Source organism: Ammonicoccus luteus (assembly GCF_050880385.1).
Classification (GTDB): Bacteria; Actinomycetota; Actinomycetes; order Propionibacteriales; family Propionibacteriaceae; genus Enemella.
The window spans coordinates 107,819-127,522 of sequence record NZ_JBNZCI010000008.1 but is presented as its reverse complement, the minus strand read 5'-3'; the positions used below and the strand labels follow the sequence as shown (position 1 = coordinate 127,522).

Genomic DNA, 19,704 nt, shown 5'->3' with positions numbered 1-19,704 from the left:
CCCCGAGGCAAGGCGCTTGGCGTGCTGCCAGTGGCAGCTAAAGGACCGCAACACCGCAAACCGGTAGGCCACGTCCGAGCCAAGTTTCTCTTCGAACACTGACTTTCCACCGGTCGGCCGAGGCAGGCCTGACAAAACGAGGCGCATATGCTGCCCAGACTGTCCCGATACAACTCGAGGTAGGACCGTGCCCAACGAAGACCCCTTGGCAGAGAAGGCCGTTCGACTGTTCACGTTCCTGACCAAGGCGCAGCAACTGCGCCAACGGGCGGTGCGGGACGTCAGCGACTACACAACCGCCGGCTCGGTCCATTGGCTCGGAGATCTGCCCGACCACAGCGCGATCCGTTGGGGAGTCGACAGCAACTGGGACGAGTTCCCTCTGCTGAGCATCGACCGTCTCATCGCGCCCGAACCGCCGGGAGTGCCGCGCTCGCTCGCTCCCTGGCTGAGCAACGACGGCACCCAACCAAAGAGTCGTCCGGAACTGATCGACCCGACTCCGGAGGAAGGACCGGACGGCCCTGAGCGGCCGCCGGAGATCCAGCTCGCCTTTGATGCCTGGATTCCGTCGTGGGACGCGTGGGCGGCCAAGCGGCTGGAAACCGATCCGGTCCGCCGGGCTTATGGGGATCTGTTCAAGGTTTACGTCCAGGCCACGCAAAAGACCGAAGAGCTGGAACTCGTCCTCGGCACTGGGCTGCTGTCCTGGGCGGCTCCCGGCTTTGAGCGCGTGCGCAGGCATCTCTTTACGGTCGCTGTCACACCCATCCTCGATGACAACACCGGCCGTCTGGAATTCCACATAGACGAAGCAGCGATCGGATTGACCGCAGAGTTCGACATGCTCGACCCCAAACTGCTGCCCGATCCGCGCATGATCCCGCAGATCGAAGAAGCCGCCCACGAGATTGACCTGAGTCCGCTCGCCCCTGACACCGTCGGCGTCTTGGGCAACACTGCAGCGACCCGTCTCCACCACCAAGGACGATGGGACGCGAACGCCACTCCCCCTCCAGCGACAGCACATCCGGTCGTGTCCTGGGCCCCTGCGCTCATTCTCCGCCCACGAACCCAGCGCGGCCTGGTCAACGTTCTCGACTCGATCACACGACAGATCTCGGACAGCGGGGTCGCTCCGGCGGGCATCCTCCCCCTGATCGACCCGGACCGGCTTCCGCCGGTCACGGAGAACACCACCCCTGGCGCGTTGCTGAGCGTCGACGACGAGGTCATCTCACCGCTGCCCTTGAACGATGTCCAGCGCAGAATCCTCAACCAAGTCGACACCCACGCCCAAACTCTGGTTCAGGGACCACCGGGGACGGGCAAGACCCATACGGCTGCCGCACTTCTGTCCCATTTGCTCGCGCAAGGTCAGCGGATCCTGGTCACGGCGCACACCGACCGCGCGCTCCATGAGGTGCGACTCAAGCTGCCGGAGAAAATCAGGCCACTCGCGGTCTCAGTCCTCGGCGCCAGCAGAGACGACTTGGCCGACCTCCGCACGGCGGTCGACACCATCGCTCGCCGAGCGGGCGAGCACCGTTCGGGGGAGCCGGCCAAGCGCATTGATGAGACTCTCGAGAAGGTAGCTCAGCTGGGGGCGGAACGCCGTGCACTGAACCACCAGTTGTTGGACGCTCGGGAGGCTGACGTTTCCAACCGCGCGCACCGCGATTACACGGGCACGCTGTCGTCGATCGCCCAGCGATACCGGGACGAAGCGCAGGACCATGGATGGATCGCGCACTTGGTGGATTTCCGTGCAGACTCGACAGCCCCCGTCACAGACCCTGAGGCGATCGAATGGCTGGAGCTGCTGCGCGACCACTCTCTGGTCGACGACGCGGATGACAGCCTTCGTCGAAGGATAGCGAGCTCGTCCGTTCCGGCGCCCCAGGCCTTCGCAGATGCCGTACGCCTCGAATCGAACGCGATGGACCGGGCTGCCAACTACGCGGGACAGCCCAATGAGCCCAGCTTGCGCGCTCTGTCCCCTCAACGGCGCCACCAACTTCGGGACCGACTCGTGGAGGCGCGCGACGAAATCGAGCACGTTGGCCACACACCCGGTGACTGGGCGCCCGAAGCGCACGCAGACGTGCTCGCCGGTGGTGCCGAGGTGTGGTTCGGCAGAGCCGAAGCACTTCGCAAGGGCATCGACGAAGTCGAAGAGATCCTCACCCGGATCCCGCTGAGAGCCCGCGTCGAGATTCTCGGCGACCAGGATCGGCTGCGTCAGCTGGCTTCGACAATGCTGGACTTCGTTTCGGGCGGCGGAGTCCTCAAGACCAACTCGGATGGCTCGGTGAAGATCGGGACCTTCACCAAGTCCGTGATCAAGGAATGCCGCTCCGTCTTCGAGGAAACCAAGGTCAATGGCCTGCCTCCGTCGACAGCAGAGGCCTTCGCGCTGATCGTGAACTATCGGGACGCTTCCGCTCTCCTCCACCAGCTGGACCGCCTGTGGCCCGCGCACGTCATCATCCCCATGGAGGACACCCCGCGCGAGCGAGTCGATTGGCATCGAGGTCAACTCGCTCAGTTGGATCGCATCCTGAAGCTTCACCATGTCCTGCTCACCGTGGATAAGCACCTCCAAGAGCTGGGTGTCCCCCGCCCCGACTGGACCGACTCGGCAAGCGTCCAAGCTCTGGTGACAGGGATCGACACAGCCGATGCGTTCGAGCACATGCTGACGACCCAGCAACCACTGGAACAGCTGAGAGAACAGCTGGACGCCGTCGTCGAGTGGGATGACACAGTCGGCGCCGTCAGGGAACTGCACGAGGCAGTCCGGCATCGGGACATCGAGGCGTACGCGAGGGCTCACCAACGAATCCTGCGACTGGAGATCGTCAGCCTCAAACTCGACCGTCGCGAGGACCTCACGACACGCATCAGCACGGCAGCCCCGAACCTGGCCGGGGCGGTCCAAGCGACGGCCGGCGACGACGGGTGGCTGACTCGCCTCAGCGCCCTCGCCGCGGCATTTCGCTGGGGCAGCGTTGGCGCGTGGGTGCTGGCCCAGGAGCAGGTGGACGCGAACGCGATCCAAGCCAAGATCGCAGTGCTCGATCAGCACCTTCGCGACAGCGCAGAGTTGATCGCCGCTGAGCGCGCATGGGATCACGCGGTCGGGACCGGTCGCCTGACGCAGGGCCGGAAGGCTGACCTGCGCAACTATTCGCAGCTGGTGACGCGCTTGGGGAAGGGCACGGGCAAGTACGCTCCCCAGCGCCGCGCCGAGATCCGTCGCGCGATGGACCGGTGTCGACCGGCCGTCCCAGTCTGGATCATGCCCATTTACCGCGTGGCTGAGCAGTTCCAGGTCGAAGAGAACATGTTCGACGTGGTGGTAGTGGATGAGGCGTCGCAGGCTGGCTTGGAAGCTACGTTCCTGCAATACCTGGCACCGAAGATTGTGGTCATCGGTGACGACAAGCAGGTCTCCCCCGCAGCCGTGGGCGTGGACGAGCAGCAGCTGCGAGACTTGGGCGCGCAATACCTCAGCGGCGACCGCTATCGCGCAACCTGGCAGGACCCCAAGCGTTCACTGTTCGATGAAGCCCAAATGCGTTATGGCGGTGAGTTGACGCTCGTCGAGCACCGGAGGTGTGTGCCGGAAATCATCGGCTTCTCCAATCGCATCGCCTATGAACCACACGGGATCAATCTGATTCCGGTGCGCCAGTTCGGCGCTCAGCGGCTGGAACCATTCGTCGTGAGCCACGTTGCCGCCGGCGTCGAGGAAGGGCGCAGTGGGAAGATCAATCGGGCTGAGGCCAGAGCCCTGGTGGACGACCTGAAGAACTGCCTCGAAAACCCGGCCTTCGACGGCCGGACGATGGCGGTGATCTCGCTGGTGGGTCCCCACCAAGCCCAGCACATCGAGAGTCTGCTGCTGGACGAAGTTCCGGCAGACGAGTGGGCTCGGCGCGACTTGCGCGTCGGAACCGCGCCCGACTTCCAGGGCTCGGAGCGGGATGTCGTCTTCCTCTCCATGGTGTCCTCTCGCGAAGAAGGCCAGCGCATGGCGACCCTTTCCGCGGAGATGTATGTCCAGCGCTTCAACGTCGCTGTCAGTCGTGCCAAGGACCAAGTCCGCCTGTTCCACAGCATCGCGCTCAGCGACCTCCACAACAGCGAAGACATGCGCCACCATCTGCTCGACTACGCGTACGGGATCGTGTCACACGGCCGCGAACTCGCGCCGACGGACGCGATGGCGGTCGTGCCGGAGGACTATCGGGTGGAACCGTTTGAATCACAGTTCGAACAGGCCGTCTTCAACCGCATCGTCGAACGTGGTTTCAGAGTGCTCCCTCAGGTGGAAGCGCTCGGCCATCGGGTGGACCTCGTGGTGGTCGGGACGCGTGCCCGGTTGGCCGTCGAATGCGATGGGGACGCATGGCGGGGTCGGGAGTCGTACGAGAAGGACCTTGCTGCCCAGCGTGAACTCGAGCGCTGTCAATGGACCTTCTTCCGCATGCGCGAGTCGGCGTTCTATATCGATGAGGCTGCCGCGCTGGCACCACTCTGGGAACTGCTCGAAGAGATGGATATTCGTCCGATCAACGACGAGCAAGACGTCTTGGACGCCGACCTCGATGAACCCGCCGACATCGACGAACCGATGGTCGCGGCAGCCGGAGACGTCGAGGAATCGTCGCGCGTCGAGGAATCCGAGCAGCTCGTGGGAGTTGGGGAGCCTGAGCGAGCCGAGGCCGCGGAAAACACAGCGGCGAAGAACGAAGAGGACGACGGACGCGCAACAACCCCGTCCGTCGGAACGATCCTGCGCCAAGCCCCGGCACCGGGTCAGGCTCAAGACCCCGGGAACTCTTCGCCGGGGTCTGCCCCCTCCCCGGACAGCTTCCGTGCGCCGCTACGCGCCTCCGCCTCCGCCTCTGCCTCTGCCGGCAGCATGGCTGATCCGGAGGTGGCGGATGGCATCGTCCTCGACCGCTATCAGGTTTTCGACGGAGTGACGGCACCAGTCAGCACAGCTACTGACGACGAAATAATCATCGGGCTCTTGCAGATCGCTGAAGCAGAAGGGCCCCTGCTGGGCAGCCGTCTCCTGTCGGCCTATGCGGTCGCTTCCGGCGGGCAACGGGTGGGCAAACTCATTGCCAAGCGGCTCAACGCAGTCGTAGCCAAGGCTGAACGTCGTGGATTGCTGCTCGGGGATGATCCATTCCGCCGGTCGGGGATCAAGTTCCGCACGTTCAGGTTGCCAGGGCAGCCGGTTGCGATCCTGCGCGAGCTCGGTCCGCGTCGGCTTGATGAAGTTCCGCCGGCGGAGTTGGCTCTTGCATTGACAGGTGTGGCACAAAGGCACCCGGCGGTTGGTCAGGAGCAACTGCTGCGGTTGACTTTGCGCTTGTTCGGTCGCGCAGCACTCACCACCACGGCACGCGAGGTCTTGGAGCCTGCGATCGGCCTCATGAATCGCAGCACGAACCCCTTCGCCTAAGCGGTGACCGGCTCCGCTCGCGGACCGGTGCTGTCGACGGGGTCTGGATCGGACCAGGAGTAACCCGCCGAAGCAACGGCGCTAATCCCCGAATCCCGGACGTGGGACGAACGACATAAGGGCGGTGCTGAACCCACCGTCGACGACGATCTCCTGGCCGGTGACATAGGCGGAACGCTCCGACAGCAGATAGAGCGCGACATCAGCCATGTCCTGCGGCGTGGCGATCCTGCGCAGGGGTACCGCCTGCTCACGAGCCTCCAGCACTCCCGGCGCCTGATAGAACGCTTCGCTCATGGGCGTTCGCACCAGTCCGGGACTGACGACGTTGGAGCGCACACCGATGGGGCCCCACTCGAAGGCGACCTGGCGACTCAGCATTCCCAAGCCGGCTTTCGACGGGCTATAGGCGCCGCTGAACGGTTGGGGGTTTGAGCCGGCGATCGACGAGATGTGCACGATCGAACCACCGCTGGCCATCTGCTGTGCCGCTGCCTGCGAGGTGAGGAAGCACCCGGTCAGGTCGATGCGCAGCGTGAGGTCCCAGTCTTCCTGCGACAAGGTGGCCAGCTCGCCGGCCCGCAGCAGCCCGGCGGCGTTGACCAACCCATGCAGTTCGCCGTACTTCTGCTTGATCGCCGCAAAGACTTCGCGCACGCGGCCGCCATCGCAGACGTCCACCCCGAAACCCGATGCGTCCACGCCGAACCACTGCCGCGCGACGTCCGCAACCCTTTCGGCGCTCTCGGCAACGAGATCGAGCGCAACAGGCACCGCTCCGACCGCCGCAAGTTCCAGCGCCACGCTTTCGCCGATCCCGCTGCCACCGCCGGTGACGGCGACGACCTTGCCCCTCAGCGCCAACCAGTTCCCGCTCATTCCTCACTCCTTCGCGTCATTTGCCGAAAGGTTTTCCGGAATCTGAGTTGCGGCACAGGAGATTCCCCGAACATCGGGAATTCGGATCCCCAATAGGTGGGATTTTCCCGATGAACGGGGATCTCACTTCACGACCTCGACGGGCTCGCCGACTCTGATGGGGCACCCGCATTCTGACGAAGGAGTTAGGCGAATGTCTCAAACGATTCACACCGACGTGTTGGTCATCGGCTCTGGCGCGGCCGGCATCGGCACCGCGTTGAAGGCCGCACAGCAGGGCCACTCGGTCCTGGTCATCGAGAAGGACCGCTATCTGGGCGGCACGTCCGCCATCTGCGGCGGCTGGGGCTGGGTCCCCGGCAACAAGGGCGGGGGCGACGACACCCGTGCCGAAGCGAAGCAATACATCAAGGCCCTCGCGCAGGACGGTTATGACGAGGACATGGTCGATGTCTTTCTCGACGCGGTGCCCGAGGCCATGGAGTTCTTCGAGGACGAGGGCGTGCAGATGGTCTACGGCGCCATGAGCCCGGACTACCAGATGGACGCCCCCGGCGCGAAGGAGAAGGGCCGAGCGGTCACGTTCAAGCGGGCCGACGCCCGGATCCTGGGCGAGGATCGCCTCCGCGTTCAGCCCTATCTCATGCCCTACACGGTCTACGGCTACATGCCCGAGATCGGCACCGACATCGCCAAGATGCTCAAGGCGAACCAGAGCGTCCCGAATTTCTTGTACGCCACCAAGAACGTCCTCACGACCTGGGCCCAGACCGCCCTCTACAAGCGTGCGTACACCCGCACCAACGGCAATGCGCTCATGACGTGGATGTTCGCCGCCGCCCGCAACGCCGGCATCCGGATGTGGACCAACACCGAAGCCAGCGAGCTCATCACCGACAGCCGCGGGACGGTCACCGGTGCCCGCATCAAGGGCGAGCACGCCGGCGTCATCGAAGCCCGCCTCGGCGTCGTCCTGGCCTCCGGCGGCTTCTCCAACAACCCGGAACTGCGCAAGAAGTTCTTCGCCCATGACCCCAACGGCGACGACCACTTCACGCCGACCATCGGGCACGACGGCGATGCGTACCTGATGGCGAAAAGCCTCGGCGGATTCATGGACGAGTCGGTGCATCAGCCCGCGTCCTGGGGTCCGGTGACCACGTTCACCACCCTGATGAAAAAGCGCTCGGCGATCTTCCCGCACTTGCGCGCGTTCGGCCTGCCGGGCCTGATCGCAGTCGATCGCGACGGCGTCCGGTTCGCCAATGAGTCGCTGAGCTACCACGACTACGGCGTCGAGATGATCAACAACGACGCCGATCGCGACAAGACGTTCGGCTGGATCATCGCCGATGCCAAGGCCATGAAGAAATATGGCATCGGCTACGCCAAGCCCTGGCCCTTCCCGAAGCAGATCTTCGAAGCGGAGAAGTTCCTGATCGAGGCCCCAACGATCGAGGACCTCGCCAACAAGATCGGCGTCCCGACGGCCAATCTCCGCAGGACCGTCGACGAGTTCAACCTCCACGCTGCACGAGGTGAGGACCCCAAGTTCAAGCGGGGTTCGCTGAAATACCACAACTTCAAGGGCGACATGGACCACAAGCCCAACCCGAACCTCGAGCCGCTGGACAAGGGGCCATTCTTCGCGGTGAAGATCCAGATGGGCGACCTCGGCACCTATGCTGGCCTCAAAGTCAACGGTCGCAGTGAAGTCGTCAGGGCCGACGGCAGCGCTATCCCGGGTCTGTACGCCGTGGGCACGGCCGCCGTCAGTGTGTTCGGTGGCGGATACCCCGGCTATGGCGCCAACATCGGTCCGGCGATGGTCTTCGGCTATCTGACCGGACGCGACATCGCCGCACACGCCGCCGAGCGCTCCACGAAGCAGTTCGTCTGACCGCAGGCAATCGCAGCCACGATGACCACAAGGAGGTGGGGGCGGTGGCGAACTCATCGAGCGGCGACTCGATCGTCGAACGCGTCGCACGCATCCTGGAGGCCTTCGACGGGTCGACGCTGGTGATGACGGTCGCCGAGCTCGGTCGTCGCGCGGACCTGCCCTCAACCACCGCCCATCGGCTGGTCGACGAGCTCGTCGCCACCGGCCTGCTCGATCGCCGCGGACGCGAGGTGCAACTCGGCCTGAGGCTGTGGGAACTCACGGAGCGCTCCTCGGGCCTGTTCGCACTCCGAGAGGCGGCCCGCCCGCACCTGGAAAACCTGCGAGACCGCCTGCAGCACCACGTTTACCTTGGCGTGCTCAACCGACACGAGGTGCTGTACGTCGATCGACTGACCACCGAGAAGTCCACGGTCAACATCACCAAGATCGCCGCCCGGCTGCCGGCCCACGCTTCCTCCGCGGGATATGTGCTGATGGCCCATGCCTCCGCCGAGGCACAGGATGCGTTTCTCAACTCACGCTTCACCCGCTATACCTCCGACACCGTCACGGACCCCAACGAGTTGCGGCGGATCCTGGCGCAGGTGCGTCAGCAGGGATTCGCCGTCGCTGTGCGGGCCATCGTGACACCGTCCAGCGGGATCGCTGTCCCGATCGAGAACAGCGTCGGCGAGGTCGTGGCCGCGCTCGGCATCGTCGTGCCGGTCGGCGAGGAGTCCCTGCGCGCGACCCTCCCCGCCCTGAAGACCGCCTCCGCTGAGATCACATCCTCGATCAGAACCGCTGCGCCTGGCCTCACCGCCCGCACGTTCTGACCGGCATCTCTGCCGGCCTTCCAATCTCTGACAACGCTCTTTGAGGAGACCAACTCCGATGATTCGCCATGTCGTCATGTTCAAGTGGGCCCCGACGTTCACGCCTGAGATCAAGCAGCGATGGATCTCCGGCCTCGACCGGTTGGAAGGCAATATCCCCGGTCTGCTGAAGCTGTCCCATGGCACGGATGTGCTGGGCGCCGGACGCTCCTGGGACCACGCGATCGTCGCGGACTTCGAATCCCTTGCTGCTGTCGCCGTCTATGACACGCACCCGCTGCACGAAGCCATCAAGCCTCTGTCCCTGCCCAACGTCGAGGTCATCGCGGCCGTCGACTTCGAGCTATGAGCTCCCCACCGCTTCCGAAAGGCCCACCCATGCGACACTCATCCGACCCCTTCCGCGAGGACATCGACCAGATCCTCAGCGACGCCGAAACCCACGTCGACGGTCAGAAGAAAACCCCCGGCAAGGCTGCCCTGGCATCGTTCCTGGGCTCGACTCTCGAGTACTACGACTTCTTCATCTTCGGAACTGCGGCAGCACTCGTCTTCCCGCAGCTCTTCTTCCCCACCGGTGACCCAACGATTGCGGCGGTTGCCTCGTTCATGGCCTTCGGCGCCGCCTATATCGCGCGTCCGCTCGGCGGTCTTGTGATGGGACACTTCGGTGATCGCGTGGGCCGCAAGAAGGTGCTCCTCGTGACCTTGGGCATCATGGGCGTGGCGTCGACCCTGATCGGCGTGCTGCCCACCTATGCGCAGATCGGCGTCTGGGCTCCCGTCCTTCTGGTGACGCTGCGGCTGGCCCAGGGTTTCACCGCAGGTGCCGAGGCCGCCGGCGCAGCCACCCTCACGGTCGAGCACTCACCGGAGGGCAGGCGAGGTCTGTTCACGAGCTCGGTGATGGCCGGATATGCCTCCGGCAATGTGTTGGCCTCACTCGTCTTCATCCCGGTCGCTTTGCTGCCTTCCGAAGCGCTGTTGTCGTGGGGCTGGCGCGTGCCGTTCCTGTTGTCGATCGCGGTGCTTGCCATTGCCTATTTCGTGCGCACCCACCTCGACGAGACACCGGTCTTCGAGGAGGCGAAAGAGGACGACGTCGTGGAGCGCCTCCCTGCCGCCCGCGTGGTCCGTCATCAATGGAAGGACATCCTGCGGGTCATGGTGTCGATGATGTTCTCGCTCATGCAGACCCTTTTCAGCGTGTTCGCACTTCGTTATGGCGTGGAACAGGGAATCCCGCGCGAGACCATGCTGATGATCGCCGTCGTTGCCGTAGGCGCATCGATGGTCACCATTCCCCTGGCGGGCGCGCTTTCGGACCGCATCGGGCGCAAGAAGTCGATCTATATCGCCCACGTCGGCGTTGTTGTCACCCTCTTCTTCTATTTCTGGACGCTCTCGACCGGCAATGTTGCCCTGGCCTTCCTCGGGGCATTCCTCAACATGAGCGTCTTCTATTCCTTCTGGAACGGCGTGTGGCCCGTCTATTTCGCCGAGATGTTCGCTGCCCCCGTCCGCTATACAGGCTCCGCCATGGGCAACCAGCTGGGCCTGCTCGTGGCAGGGTTCGCGCCTGCCATCGCCGCTGGCCTGCTCGGTGAGGGAACCTGGGGCTGGCTTCCGGTTGCCGCCTTTGCCGCCGCCATCGCGTTCCTTGCCTTCATTGCTGTCGCCACCTCACGCGAGACCGCGCATGTGCCGCTCGATGAACTCGGCGTCGACTATGACACGGGAAGGCCCGTCGTGGAGCAGGCGGATGCGCTCCGCGTGGAGCAGGCGAATGCGTTCCGGGCTGCCGGCAGCCTCTGATCCCGCGGGACGCCCCGGGCATCGGACCGATCCGGTGAGCCAGACCTCTTTTTGGCTGGGATCACGTCCGCTGCCCGGGAGCGCCCCACCGACCCCACCGCCTCTGGCTGAAGATCGGATCAGCGGGCTCGACGAACCTCTCAGGGACCGCCGCAGACCTGGAGCTGGAAGGCATAGAACTGCGCGATCGGCTGGACCGAGATGTGCTCGACGACACCGGAGGGCGTCAACTCGAAGAACAGGCCGACAGCGCCGTCGCGCAGAACATAGACCTCACCGGTCTGGCTCTCCGTTCCGCGGAACTGCTCCAGCTTCGGATAGACCTGCTTGACCTTCGCCAGACTGTCGCCCTGCTTGATGCCGGATCGCGTCGACACCGATGGGCTCACGCTATGCAACGTGTTGATCCGGCCTGACCCATCGGCCTGGCCCGTGAAGAATTCCATGCGTTCGTTGCCCTGCCGATCCTTGATGATCGGACCGATGCACTCCCAGGATGGCTTGAGCTGACCGCGCAGGTTCGCGGGCAGCGGTGAACCGATGCGCACGGGACCCCAGCCGGCGGTGGTCAGGGTCCAGGAGTTCATGTCCGCGTTCTCCGTGGTCGATGCGGCCGGCTCCGGCGAAGCGCTCGCCGGAGCAGCCGCACCGGGTGACGCCGTTGTCTCGGATTCTCCCTCCACCGAAGCACTCGGACTCACCGCTTCCGGGGTCGGCGACGGCGCTGCTGTCGTTTCTGCCGCGGTGGTCGCGGCCACGGGCGGCGACGGGGTGGCCTGTGTCTGCTCGCTCTTCTCTGCACAACCGGCAACTGACAGCGTCAGCGCCAACCCCGAGATCCACAGTGCTGCCCCTCGTCTCAAGCCAGTGGCTCCCATCCCTGCCCCCTGCTCCGGTCCGTGACCGATCCGCGATCCTCGCTCCACGTTGCGCCGACCACGCACCCCGCGCAAGTCATCGGAATGGGGGACACCAAGCCGCCAGCAGACGAATCTCGGCCGCCGCCCTGGTCCTCGTCATAGCCGTCCGACCCGATAGCCTCGCGGGCGTCGACGACTGCGAGGTGTTCTGTGTCCGACCAGCCCAGCAACGATCAGCCCACTCCCCTTGCGCCGGAGGCTGCCGAGGTGTTGGCCGCCGCGCCCCGGCGTCCCGAGCGGCACCTGCTCTCCATCGAGGAGAACCGCGCGGCGATGCGGGCGACGTCGACGGCTTTCGGCGCGGGCGCGGAGATCGATCGGGTCGAGAACACCACCTTTCCGGGTCGGGACGGCGCGATCCCCGTGCGGATCTATCGCACCGCCAGCGGCTCCCAGCCCGTTCTTGTCTATGCCCATGGTGGCGGCTGGGTGCTCGGGGACCTCGACACCCACGACGCCATCTGCCGCAACCTCGCCGCGCTCGCTGACTGCGCCGTGGTGTCGGTCGATTATCGGCAACCGCCCGAGCACAAGTTCCCCGCGGCACCGCACGACGTCATCGACGTGGTCCAGCACGTCCTCGACCATGCGGAGAAGTTCGACTTCGATCCCGGCCGGATCGCGGTCGGCGGTGACAGTGCGGGCGGCAACCTCGCGGCGGTCGCCGCCCAGCATCTGCGCATCCACCCCGGGCTGGTCCATCAGCTTCTGTTGATCCCGACGCTGGACACCCACCTCGATCAATGGCCCAGCCAGCGCGAGTTCGCCACCGTCTATAACCTCACCCGCAACGACTTGGATTGGTACTTCAACCACTACTTCGGCGACACCGACACCAGCCCGGACGACCCGCTGCTCGCGCCCTATCAGGCACGCGACCTCACGGGCCTCCCGTCCGCCACGATCGTGACGGCCGAGTGCGACCCGCTCCGCGACGAGGCCGAGGCGTACGCGGCCCGCCTCGAACAATCCGGCGTCGACATCGGCCTCCGCCGCTTCGACGGGATGTTCCATCCGTTCATCCTCTTCGGCGGGAGTTTGGCGGCGGCCCGGGAGGCGCAGGAGTACGCGGCTGCCGAGCTCCGGAAGGCCTTCGATCGGGCCGCACCTCGCTAGTGCACGCCTCTGGCACTGATGCGACCGGTGTCCAGAAACACACTTCCCTATGGTGAAGCGGCAGCGACACCCCTTAATCTCCGAGAAGTTTCTGATTAGGGGCACGGACGCCATGCCCGCTTGAACACCTGGGAGCGCCATGGCCAACGGGCCCGCACGTCTCGGAGACACGCACGTCTTCCCGCAGTCCCGCACGGCCCCGGAGACGGCCGCCCACGCTCCGCGGGTCGAGATTCCGCCCCCCATTCGCACCGACCATCCGGACCTGGTCCACCGCCGTCCGCGCCGGGGCGCGCGCGTGTTCGGTGTGATCGCCATGGTTGCGATCGTGATCGCCTGGAGCACGGCCGCCCTCCACACGAGCCACCGCATTCACCAGCAATCAGCCGTCTCACCCGTGTCGGCTCTCGACATCACCCTGGTGGCCGTCGTCTTCGTGGTCGCAGGCTTCATGAGTTTGTCCGCGCTCGTCTATCTGCTCACCCGCCACGGCGATCGGCCGACTCGCCCGGCACGAGCGAACGCCGCGCGTGGAACTCGATCGGCACTTCGCCACGGGCGACCAGGCGGTGACCGTGCTCGTCCCGTCCTACGCCGAGCAACCCGAGGTCGTGCGCGCGACGCTGTGGTCGGCGGCGTTGCAGGAGTTCCCCGACGTGCAGGTCGTCCTGCTCATCGACGACAAGCCTTTCCCGACCGATCCCGCGACGCTGGCGTTGCTGGAGCGGACGCGTGGTCTGCCGTTGGAGATCGAGGCCGCCCTGCAGGAACCCCTCGCGGTCATCGCACCCTATTGGGCCTGCGTCAGCGGCGAGTTGGGCGTACGCGCACCAACCGCGCTCACCGCAGCGAGCCTCGCCGACCTCTATGCCCGATGCGCGGGCTGGCTGTCCGGCATGGCCGGGCGCGAGAACGTCATCGACCACGCGGATGCCTTCTTCGTCGACCAGGTCCTGCTCAGCCTCGCCCGCGACCTGGCCGGGGTTGCCGACGGGCTCCGGCGGCGCGACCCGACCGATCCGCCGTCCTTGGCGGAATGCCGCACGCTGGTCCAGCGGGTGCGGCGCATCTTCAGCGCGCGATTGGTGGTGTTCGAGCGGAAGCGGTACGCATCCCTCTCCCACGAGGCCAACAAGGCGATGAACCTCAACTCCTATATCTCCCTCATGGGCCATGAGTGGGTGATCGAAGCGCTGTCGGACACCGACCGGCCGCTCACGACCCTGCGGCCGGCACGGCCGGGCGAGCGCCCCGACCTCGCGGTCCCGGCGACCGACTATCTCCTCACCCTCGACGCCGATTCGCTGCTGGTGCCGGACTATTGCCTGCGCCTCGTGCACGTTCTGGAGCAGCCGGGTCAGGAGCGGATCGCGGTGATCCAGACCCCGTATTCCTCCTATCGCGGCGCCCCCACCACCGTCGAACGCATCGCCGGGATGACCACCGACCTGCAGCATCTGCAGCACCAGGGACGCACTGCTTTCGATGCGACCTTTTGGGTCGGCGCGAACGCGGTCATCCGGTCGGCGGCACTGGCGGACATCGTCGAGGTCGGCGTGGAGGACGGACCCGCCGGGCGGCATGAGGTGCGCACCTATATCCAGGACCGCACCGTCATCGAGGACACCGAGTCGAGCATGGATCTCGTCGCGCGCGGTTGGTCGCTGCACAATCATCCGGAGCGGCTGAGCTATAGCGCGACGCCGCCGGACTTCGGCTCGCTCGTCGTGCAGCGACGGCGCTGGGCCAACGGTGGATTGATCATCATGCCGAAGATCGTCGATGTGCTGCGCGGCCGGCGGGCTCGTGGTGAGCGCACCCGCCTCGGCGAGATCGTGGTGCGGCTGGACTATCTGGGCTCGATCGCTTGGACCACCTGTGGCCTGGTGCTGCTCCTGGCCATTCCCGCGAGCAACGAACTGCTGAGTCCGCTGTTGGCGCTGACGGCGATGCCGTACTTCGCCGCGATGGCAACGGACCTCCGCACCAGCGGCCATCGCGCGGGCAACGTGCTGTGGGTGTTCGCGCTCAACCTCGTGCTCGTGCCGGTCAACCTCGCGGGCGTGCTCAAGTCGATCGAGCAGGCGGTCACGAAAAGGAAGATCCCGTTCGCGCGGACGCCGAAGGTGGCTGACCGTGTGGCGGCTCCGGCGCTGTATGTCCTGCTCCCCTATCTCCTCGCCCTCATCCTGCTCGCCCTCGCGGTGATCTCCGGTCTGCGTGGGCACTGGATGGGCATGGTCTTCGGCACGGTGATCGGGGTGGCGATGCTCGTGGGTGCGATGGCGTTCGTCGGCACGCGCGCGGCTGTCGAGGACGTTGCGGCGGGTTGGCGGTCGAGGTGGTCCGGCGAGGGTACGCGGAGCACGCACGCTCGCGGGCACCGGTCACGGCCCATCTCCGCAGCAGCCTTGCGCCGTGAGCACTGGCGCCGCTATCCGCCCACTCATCGCCGCCCATCCGTTCAGGGGGTCCTTAATCGGGTGTGAGCGCGGCGCGTGCGGAAGACGAAGAGGCGCATCATCGAATACATGAACACGGCTTCGCAGGCTCCCGCGAGCATGCGGGCCAGGAGATAGTGCATGCCGACGGCTTCGAGCATCGAGGCCACCAGCAGGATGAACAGGACATAGTTCGCCACCACGGTGAGGACATAGCGCCCGGTCTGGCGGCCCACGTGCCCGTGCACTTGGAAGTTGAGCCACCGGTTGAGCAGGAACGACAGCCCGAACGCGATCGCATAGCCGATGGTCACCGCCACCGGATAGGGCAGCCCGAGCACATCGAATCCGAGCGAGAGCACCAGCAGGTCAACCGAGTACGTGAACAAGCTCAGCGCGCCGAAGCCCACAGCCGTCGGCGGGATGATCCGCCGCAACGGACCCGGCAACACCCCGTGCACACGATCGCGCGCCCACGCGAAACGCAGCGCGGCTTTGCGCGGATGGATGCCAACGCTGGCCTTGCTCATCGGAACCTTCGGGGGTGCGGTCTCGGGACGGATCGATGGTACGCGCCCTGGCCTTGGGCTCAGACACCCCCAGCACGATCGGCCGCTGCGTCAGCACCGGTCACGGAAGATCACCACCCTGCGGCTGCCCGAGTTCGGGGCGCCTGGTGCAGATCTGCAGCAGGAGTATGCCGATGCCCTCGCCCGGGGCATCACCGACGCCGCGCCGCAGACCTGCGGTTGGATCGTGGACCTTCGCGACAACACGGGCGGGAACATGTACCCCATGCTGTCCGGGATCGCCCCGCTCCTGCCCAACGGCCCCGCAATGTCGTTCCGCCCGCGCACCGGGTCCGCCGTTGACGTCATGGTCCACGACAACGGCGCCGGCATGGGTGGCGAAGCCGAAATCAAGATCGACGCCACGACCAAGATCACCGACCAGCCGGTCGCCGTGCTCTTCAACGACATGACGGCCTCCAGTAGGGAGGCTGTCGCCACGGCCTTCCGGGGGCTTCCCAACGCGGCCTCGTTCGGTACGCCGACGGCCGGATACACCTCTGCGAACTCCGTCCACCGCCTGCCCGACGGAGCCGTGCTGGTGCTCACGGGCGCTGTCTATGTCGACCGCGCCGGGGTGGATCTGGCCGAGCAGCCGATGCCACCGGACCACCCGACCACCGCCGAGGAGGCGCCGACTGCGGCCCTGGCCTGGCTCCGCGAGCGGGGCTGCGCCGCGGCCTGAGCAACCCGCCAGCGGATCATGTCCACCGGGGGCGCGAGGCAATGAGCCTGCCCGCCAATTCTTCACCGTGCCTGGCGGCTGACGTCGCGAGGCCGCTCGTCAGCATTCGCCCCTGACAGCACGCTCAAGCGCGTCCGGGACGTGATGCCCGACCGGCTACTCGGCGCACCTGTCACAAACCGCACTTTCAGAGGGGTCCATGGACATAGTCTCCTCGGACCCCTCCGAAAATGCGGTTCGTTACGTGACCGCTCAGTACGGCACGCCCCCAACCCCGAGCACCGGGCGCAGGACCCCGGAGCATCCCCCGACGCCTCCCGTCAGACGGTGGCGCCGCGTCCCTCCAGGGCCGCGATACCCAGATAGCGTGCGTCGACCGGCCGTCACCGACCGCGAAGAGGTCGCCGACGATCCAGCGGAGCTACTTCTATCGCTACGACTCCAACGGGATTCCTAGGGCGGTCTGTTATCGGGACGCGCCCGCCAGCGCGCCACAGTGCCAGCCGTGGACGCCCCCGCCGAACAGCGACTGGCCCGACGACCCCCGCCAGTTGCTGGACCGCAATGGCCGAGTGACGGATCCGAACCCGAAGCGGACGTTCCCGCTGCCGGAGCCAGTGCCTACCCTGGTCCGGCCCACCCCCACCGGCACCTGTCCGCCCGGCACCGGCTTCAACCCCCGCAAGGGACGCTGCGTGACCTACTGCGAGGAGTTCCCCGGCGCACCGGACTGCAACCCACCTACGGGTGACTGATCCGCCGGCGCTGGGCTCCCGTGCGATGCCGTCCAACTGGTTGCGAGTGAATTTGGTGGGGGTATAACCCCACTGAAATCACTCACCAGCGGCGCGCGCTTGCTGGGTCACCCCCCGGAAGAGGCGGGTCAGGCCCCAGGAAGAGGCGGGTCAGGCCCCAGGAAGATCAGCCACGCCCCATGAAGAGGCACACCCCCGAACCGGCGCGGAGTCCTTGCTCCACGCTCACCGGCGCCGCTCCTGGAACAGAATGTCCCGCGCGAACGAGAACACCAGCAACGCAACCGCGACACCGGTGACCACTTGGGCGAGCCAGATCGGCACGAACGGCGCGAGCGCGACGATGAGCGCTACCCCTTGAAGTGCCGCGATCACTCGGCGCGACTGCCGGAACGGCAACTTCGCTCGCCACCACGGCCGCACGAGACCACCCAGACCGAACAGATAACGGGCAAGCCCGATCACGAGCGCCCACGGCGCGAACACCGAGACCGGAAGACAGGCGATCAGCAACACGGCTGCATCCACCTCCATGTCCCAGCGCGCACCCCGAGCCGTCACCGTGCCGGTCCGTCGAGCCACGGCACCGTCCACCGCATCGAGCGCGACAGTGGGCACGAGCAACAGGAACAGGATCCAGGACCTGGGCGGGAGCAGCCCGATCAACGTCAGGACCACCAGCACCGCGCAGACGACCCCCAGCCCCGCGCGAAAGACCGTCACCCAATCCGCGGGCGTGAGCGGCGCACATCGACGCGACGACGGAACGCCACCCTGCGTCCCCCACGCCGCTGGGGCTCCATCGGTCCGTCGCATCCAGCCATCATGCCGCCGGTGCCCAAGACCCCGACGTCAGCAGCGCCGGGAGCCGCCAGGATCCACCCCGTCCTCGACCCGCTCCGGCGCCGCCGGTGACCCGCAGGGAATAATGACGACATGGAGACTCGGGCGTACTGGATCACCGGACCCGGCCAGGGCGAGCTCCGCAGGGAGACCCTCCCGGCCACCGGGCCCGACCAGGCGCTCGTCCGCTCGCTGAAGTCCGGGGTCAGCCGCGGCACGGAGACTCTGATCCACCACGGCGGCGTTCCCACCGAGGTCCACGACCTCATGCGGGCACCGTTCCAGGAGGGGGATTTCCCGTGGCCGGTGAAGTACGGCTATCTCTCCGTCGGCCTCGTCGAACAGGGCCCGAGCCACCTCGAGGGCCGGCGCGTGTTCGCCCTCTATCCGCACCAGGAGCGCTACGTCGCGCCGACCGACGCGCTCACCCCGATCCCCGACGACGTGCCGAGTGACCGCGCCGTCCTCGCCGGCACCGTCGAGACCGCGATCAACGCGATCTGGGAGAGCAGCCCGCACTACGGGGACCGGGTCGCGGTCGTCGGGATGGGGATGGTCGGCGCCTGCATCACCGCGCTGCTGACCGAGTTCCCCCTCAGCCGGCTGCAACTCGTCGAGGTCGACCCGGCGACCCAGGCGCTCTGCGAACGGTTCGGCATCGAGTGGACGGCCCCCGAGGACGCCCTCGATGACTGCGACATCGTCATCCACTGTTCCGCTGCCGAGGCCGGCCTGCGGACCGCACTCCGCCTCGCCGGCGACGACGCGGACGTCGTGGAGGTGTCGTGGTTCGGCGACACCGAGCCCCGCGTACCCCTCGGCAACCACTTCCACGCCCGCCGCCTCAACCTCCGCGCGAGCCAGGTGGGCGGGATCGCGCGGTCGCGTCGCCATCGGCGTACGCACGCCGACCGACTCGCCCTCGCCCTCGAGGCCCTCACGGACCCGCGTTTCGATCTGCTGCTCGGCGAGGGCTGCCGGTTCGATGACCTGCCCGCGTTCATGGCGGACCTGACCGCCGGCGGCGCCGGTTCGGGCATGTGCCAGATTGTCGACTATTCCTAGCTTGATCCGCCCACCGGAAAGGATGACCCGTGTTCACCCTCACCGTCCGTGACCGGATGATGATCGCGCACAGCCTCGACCACCCCGGTTTCGGACCGGCGCGCAACCTGCACGGCTGCACGTACGTCGTCGAGACCACCTGGCACCGCCCCACCCTGGACGACATGGGCGTGGTCATGGACATCGGTGAGGCCACCGAGCAGCTCCACGCCGTGCTCGCCGATCTGGACTACAAGAACCTCGACGAGCTCGACATCTTCGCCGGCCGCCTCACCACCACCGAGTTCCTCGCGCAGCACATCGCCGAGCAACTCCGGACCCGCATCGACACCGGCCCGTTCGCCGCCCTCGAGGTGACCCTGCGCGAGCATCCGGACGCCTGGGCGAGCTATCGCCTGGAGTTCTGAGCGGGT

At 66.4% G+C, this 19,704-nt stretch carries 15 protein-coding genes; 11 read left to right on the top strand and 4 right to left on the bottom strand.

Annotated features, from left to right (window positions below; all coding sequences use genetic code 11):
* Positions 1–187: 187 nt before the first annotated feature.
* Positions 188–5,482 carry a PDDEXK-like endonuclease domain-containing protein gene (locus tag ACQ260_RS15715; protein WP_432560411.1) on the top strand — a complete coding sequence of 1,765 codons (5,295 nt, stop codon included), beginning with the start codon at positions 188–190 and terminating at the stop codon, positions 5,480–5,482.
* A gap of 81 nt (positions 5,483–5,563) precedes the next feature.
* Here the strand turns inward: ACQ260_RS15715 and ACQ260_RS15710 are convergent, their stop codons facing one another.
* Positions 5,564–6,361: an SDR family NAD(P)-dependent oxidoreductase gene (locus ACQ260_RS15710; protein ID WP_432560410.1), complete on the bottom strand. Its 798-nt coding sequence runs from the start codon at positions 6,359–6,361 to the stop codon at positions 5,564–5,566.
* 193 nt (positions 6,362–6,554) lie between these two features.
* Between ACQ260_RS15710 and chcC2 the strand changes: the two genes are divergently transcribed.
* Genes chcC2 through ACQ260_RS15690 form a run of 4 tightly spaced genes read left to right on the top strand, consistent with a single transcriptional unit; the run spans position 6,555 to position 10,897 of the window.
* Positions 6,555–8,261, top strand: a complete 1,707-nt coding sequence (gene chcC2 / locus ACQ260_RS15705) for a 4-oxocyclohex-2-ene-1-carboxylate 5-dehydrogenase (RefSeq protein ID WP_432560409.1) — start codon at positions 6,555–6,557, stop codon at positions 8,259–8,261.
* A 44-nt stretch (positions 8,262–8,305) separates the two neighbouring features.
* Positions 8,306–9,082, top strand: coding sequence for an IclR family transcriptional regulator (locus ACQ260_RS15700; protein WP_432560408.1), 777 nt, complete (start codon positions 8,306–8,308; stop codon positions 9,080–9,082).
* Between the two features lie 58 nt (positions 9,083–9,140).
* On the top strand, positions 9,141–9,431 hold the full coding sequence (locus tag ACQ260_RS15695) for a Dabb family protein (RefSeq protein WP_432560407.1): 291 nt from the start codon (positions 9,141–9,143) through the stop codon (positions 9,429–9,431).
* A gap of 29 nt (positions 9,432–9,460) precedes the next feature.
* A complete protein-coding gene (locus ACQ260_RS15690) occupies positions 9,461–10,897 on the top strand; it encodes an MFS transporter (RefSeq protein ID WP_432560406.1) in 1,437 nt (478 codons plus the stop codon).
* Between the two features lie 140 nt (positions 10,898–11,037).
* On the opposite strand, the gene ACQ260_RS15685 is transcribed toward ACQ260_RS15690, so the two are convergent.
* On the bottom strand, positions 11,038–11,484 hold the full coding sequence (locus tag ACQ260_RS15685; protein ID WP_432560405.1) for a hypothetical protein: 447 nt from the start codon (positions 11,482–11,484) through the stop codon (positions 11,038–11,040).
* Between ACQ260_RS15685 and ACQ260_RS15680 the strand changes: the two genes are divergently transcribed.
* The 3 genes from ACQ260_RS15680 (at position 11,483) to ACQ260_RS15670 (ending at position 15,422) form a co-directional block, all read left to right on the top strand.
* Positions 11,483–11,800, top strand: coding sequence for a hypothetical protein (locus ACQ260_RS15680; protein WP_432560404.1), 318 nt, complete (start codon positions 11,483–11,485; stop codon positions 11,798–11,800). The genes ACQ260_RS15685 and ACQ260_RS15680 overlap by 2 nt on opposite strands.
* Positions 11,801–11,967: 167 nt before the next feature.
* Complete coding sequence (locus tag ACQ260_RS15675; protein ID WP_432560403.1) at positions 11,968–12,933, top strand: alpha/beta hydrolase; 966 nt, start codon at positions 11,968–11,970, stop codon at positions 12,931–12,933.
* A 530-nt stretch (positions 12,934–13,463) separates the two neighbouring features.
* Positions 13,464–15,422, top strand: coding sequence for a glycosyltransferase family 2 protein (locus ACQ260_RS15670; RefSeq protein ID WP_432560402.1), 1,959 nt, complete (start codon positions 13,464–13,466; stop codon positions 15,420–15,422).
* Here ACQ260_RS15670 and ACQ260_RS15665 read toward each other — a convergent pair.
* Positions 15,398–15,904, bottom strand: coding sequence for a GtrA family protein (locus tag ACQ260_RS15665; protein WP_432560401.1), 507 nt, complete (start codon positions 15,902–15,904; stop codon positions 15,398–15,400). The two genes, ACQ260_RS15670 and ACQ260_RS15665, sit on opposite strands and share 25 nt — an antisense overlap.
* Between ACQ260_RS15665 and ACQ260_RS15660 the strand changes: the two genes are divergently transcribed.
* Positions 15,897–16,628 (top strand): S41 family peptidase, encoded by a 732-nt coding sequence (locus ACQ260_RS15660; RefSeq protein WP_432560400.1) that lies wholly within the window; start codon positions 15,897–15,899, stop codon positions 16,626–16,628. The genes ACQ260_RS15665 and ACQ260_RS15660 overlap by 8 nt on opposite strands.
* Positions 16,629–17,608: 980 nt before the next feature.
* Here the strand turns inward: ACQ260_RS15660 and ACQ260_RS15655 are convergent.
* Positions 17,609–18,199: a CDP-alcohol phosphatidyltransferase family protein gene (locus ACQ260_RS15655; protein WP_432560399.1), complete on the bottom strand. Its 591-nt coding sequence runs from the start codon at positions 18,197–18,199 to the stop codon at positions 17,609–17,611.
* A 120-nt stretch (positions 18,200–18,319) separates the two neighbouring features.
* Here ACQ260_RS15655 and ACQ260_RS15650 point away from each other — a divergent pair, with 120 nt between their 5' ends.
* Both ACQ260_RS15650 and ACQ260_RS15645 read left to right on the top strand, forming a co-directional pair.
* Positions 18,320–19,291 carry a zinc-dependent alcohol dehydrogenase gene (locus ACQ260_RS15650; protein WP_432560398.1) on the top strand — a complete coding sequence of 324 codons (972 nt, stop codon included), beginning with the start codon at positions 18,320–18,322 and terminating at the stop codon, positions 19,289–19,291.
* Positions 19,292–19,320: 29 nt separating this feature from the next.
* Positions 19,321–19,698: a 6-pyruvoyl trahydropterin synthase family protein gene (locus tag ACQ260_RS15645; RefSeq protein ID WP_432560397.1), complete on the top strand. Its 378-nt coding sequence runs from the start codon at positions 19,321–19,323 to the stop codon at positions 19,696–19,698.
* Positions 19,699–19,704 lie beyond the last annotated feature (6 nt).

Bases quoted from the DNA above. Each gene is read 5' to 3' on its own strand.
- ACQ260_RS15710 (WP_432560410.1), bottom strand. From the start codon at position 6,361: ATGAGCGGGAACTGGTTGGCGCTGAGGGGCAAGGTCGTCGCCGTCACC.
- chcC2 (WP_432560409.1), top strand. From the start codon at position 6,555: ATGTCTCAAACGATTCACACCGACGTGTTGGTCATCGGCTCTGGCGCG.
- ACQ260_RS15695 (WP_432560407.1), top strand. From the start codon at position 9,141: ATGATTCGCCATGTCGTCATGTTCAAGTGGGCCCCGACGTTCACGCCT.
- ACQ260_RS15690 (WP_432560406.1), top strand. From the start codon at position 9,461: ATGCGACACTCATCCGACCCCTTCCGCGAGGACATCGACCAGATCCTC.
- ACQ260_RS15680 (WP_432560404.1), top strand. From the start codon at position 11,483: ATGTCCGCGTTCTCCGTGGTCGATGCGGCCGGCTCCGGCGAAGCGCTC.
- ACQ260_RS15685 (WP_432560405.1), bottom strand. From the start codon at position 11,484: ATGAACTCCTGGACCCTGACCACCGCCGGCTGGGGTCCCGTGCGCATC.
- ACQ260_RS15665 (WP_432560401.1), bottom strand. From the start codon at position 15,904: ATGAGCAAGGCCAGCGTTGGCATCCATCCGCGCAAAGCCGCGCTGCGT.
- ACQ260_RS15655 (WP_432560399.1), bottom strand. From the start codon at position 18,199: ATGCGACGGACCGATGGAGCCCCAGCGGCGTGGGGGACGCAGGGTGGC.
- ACQ260_RS15650 (WP_432560398.1), top strand. From the start codon at position 18,320: ATGGAGACTCGGGCGTACTGGATCACCGGACCCGGCCAGGGCGAGCTC.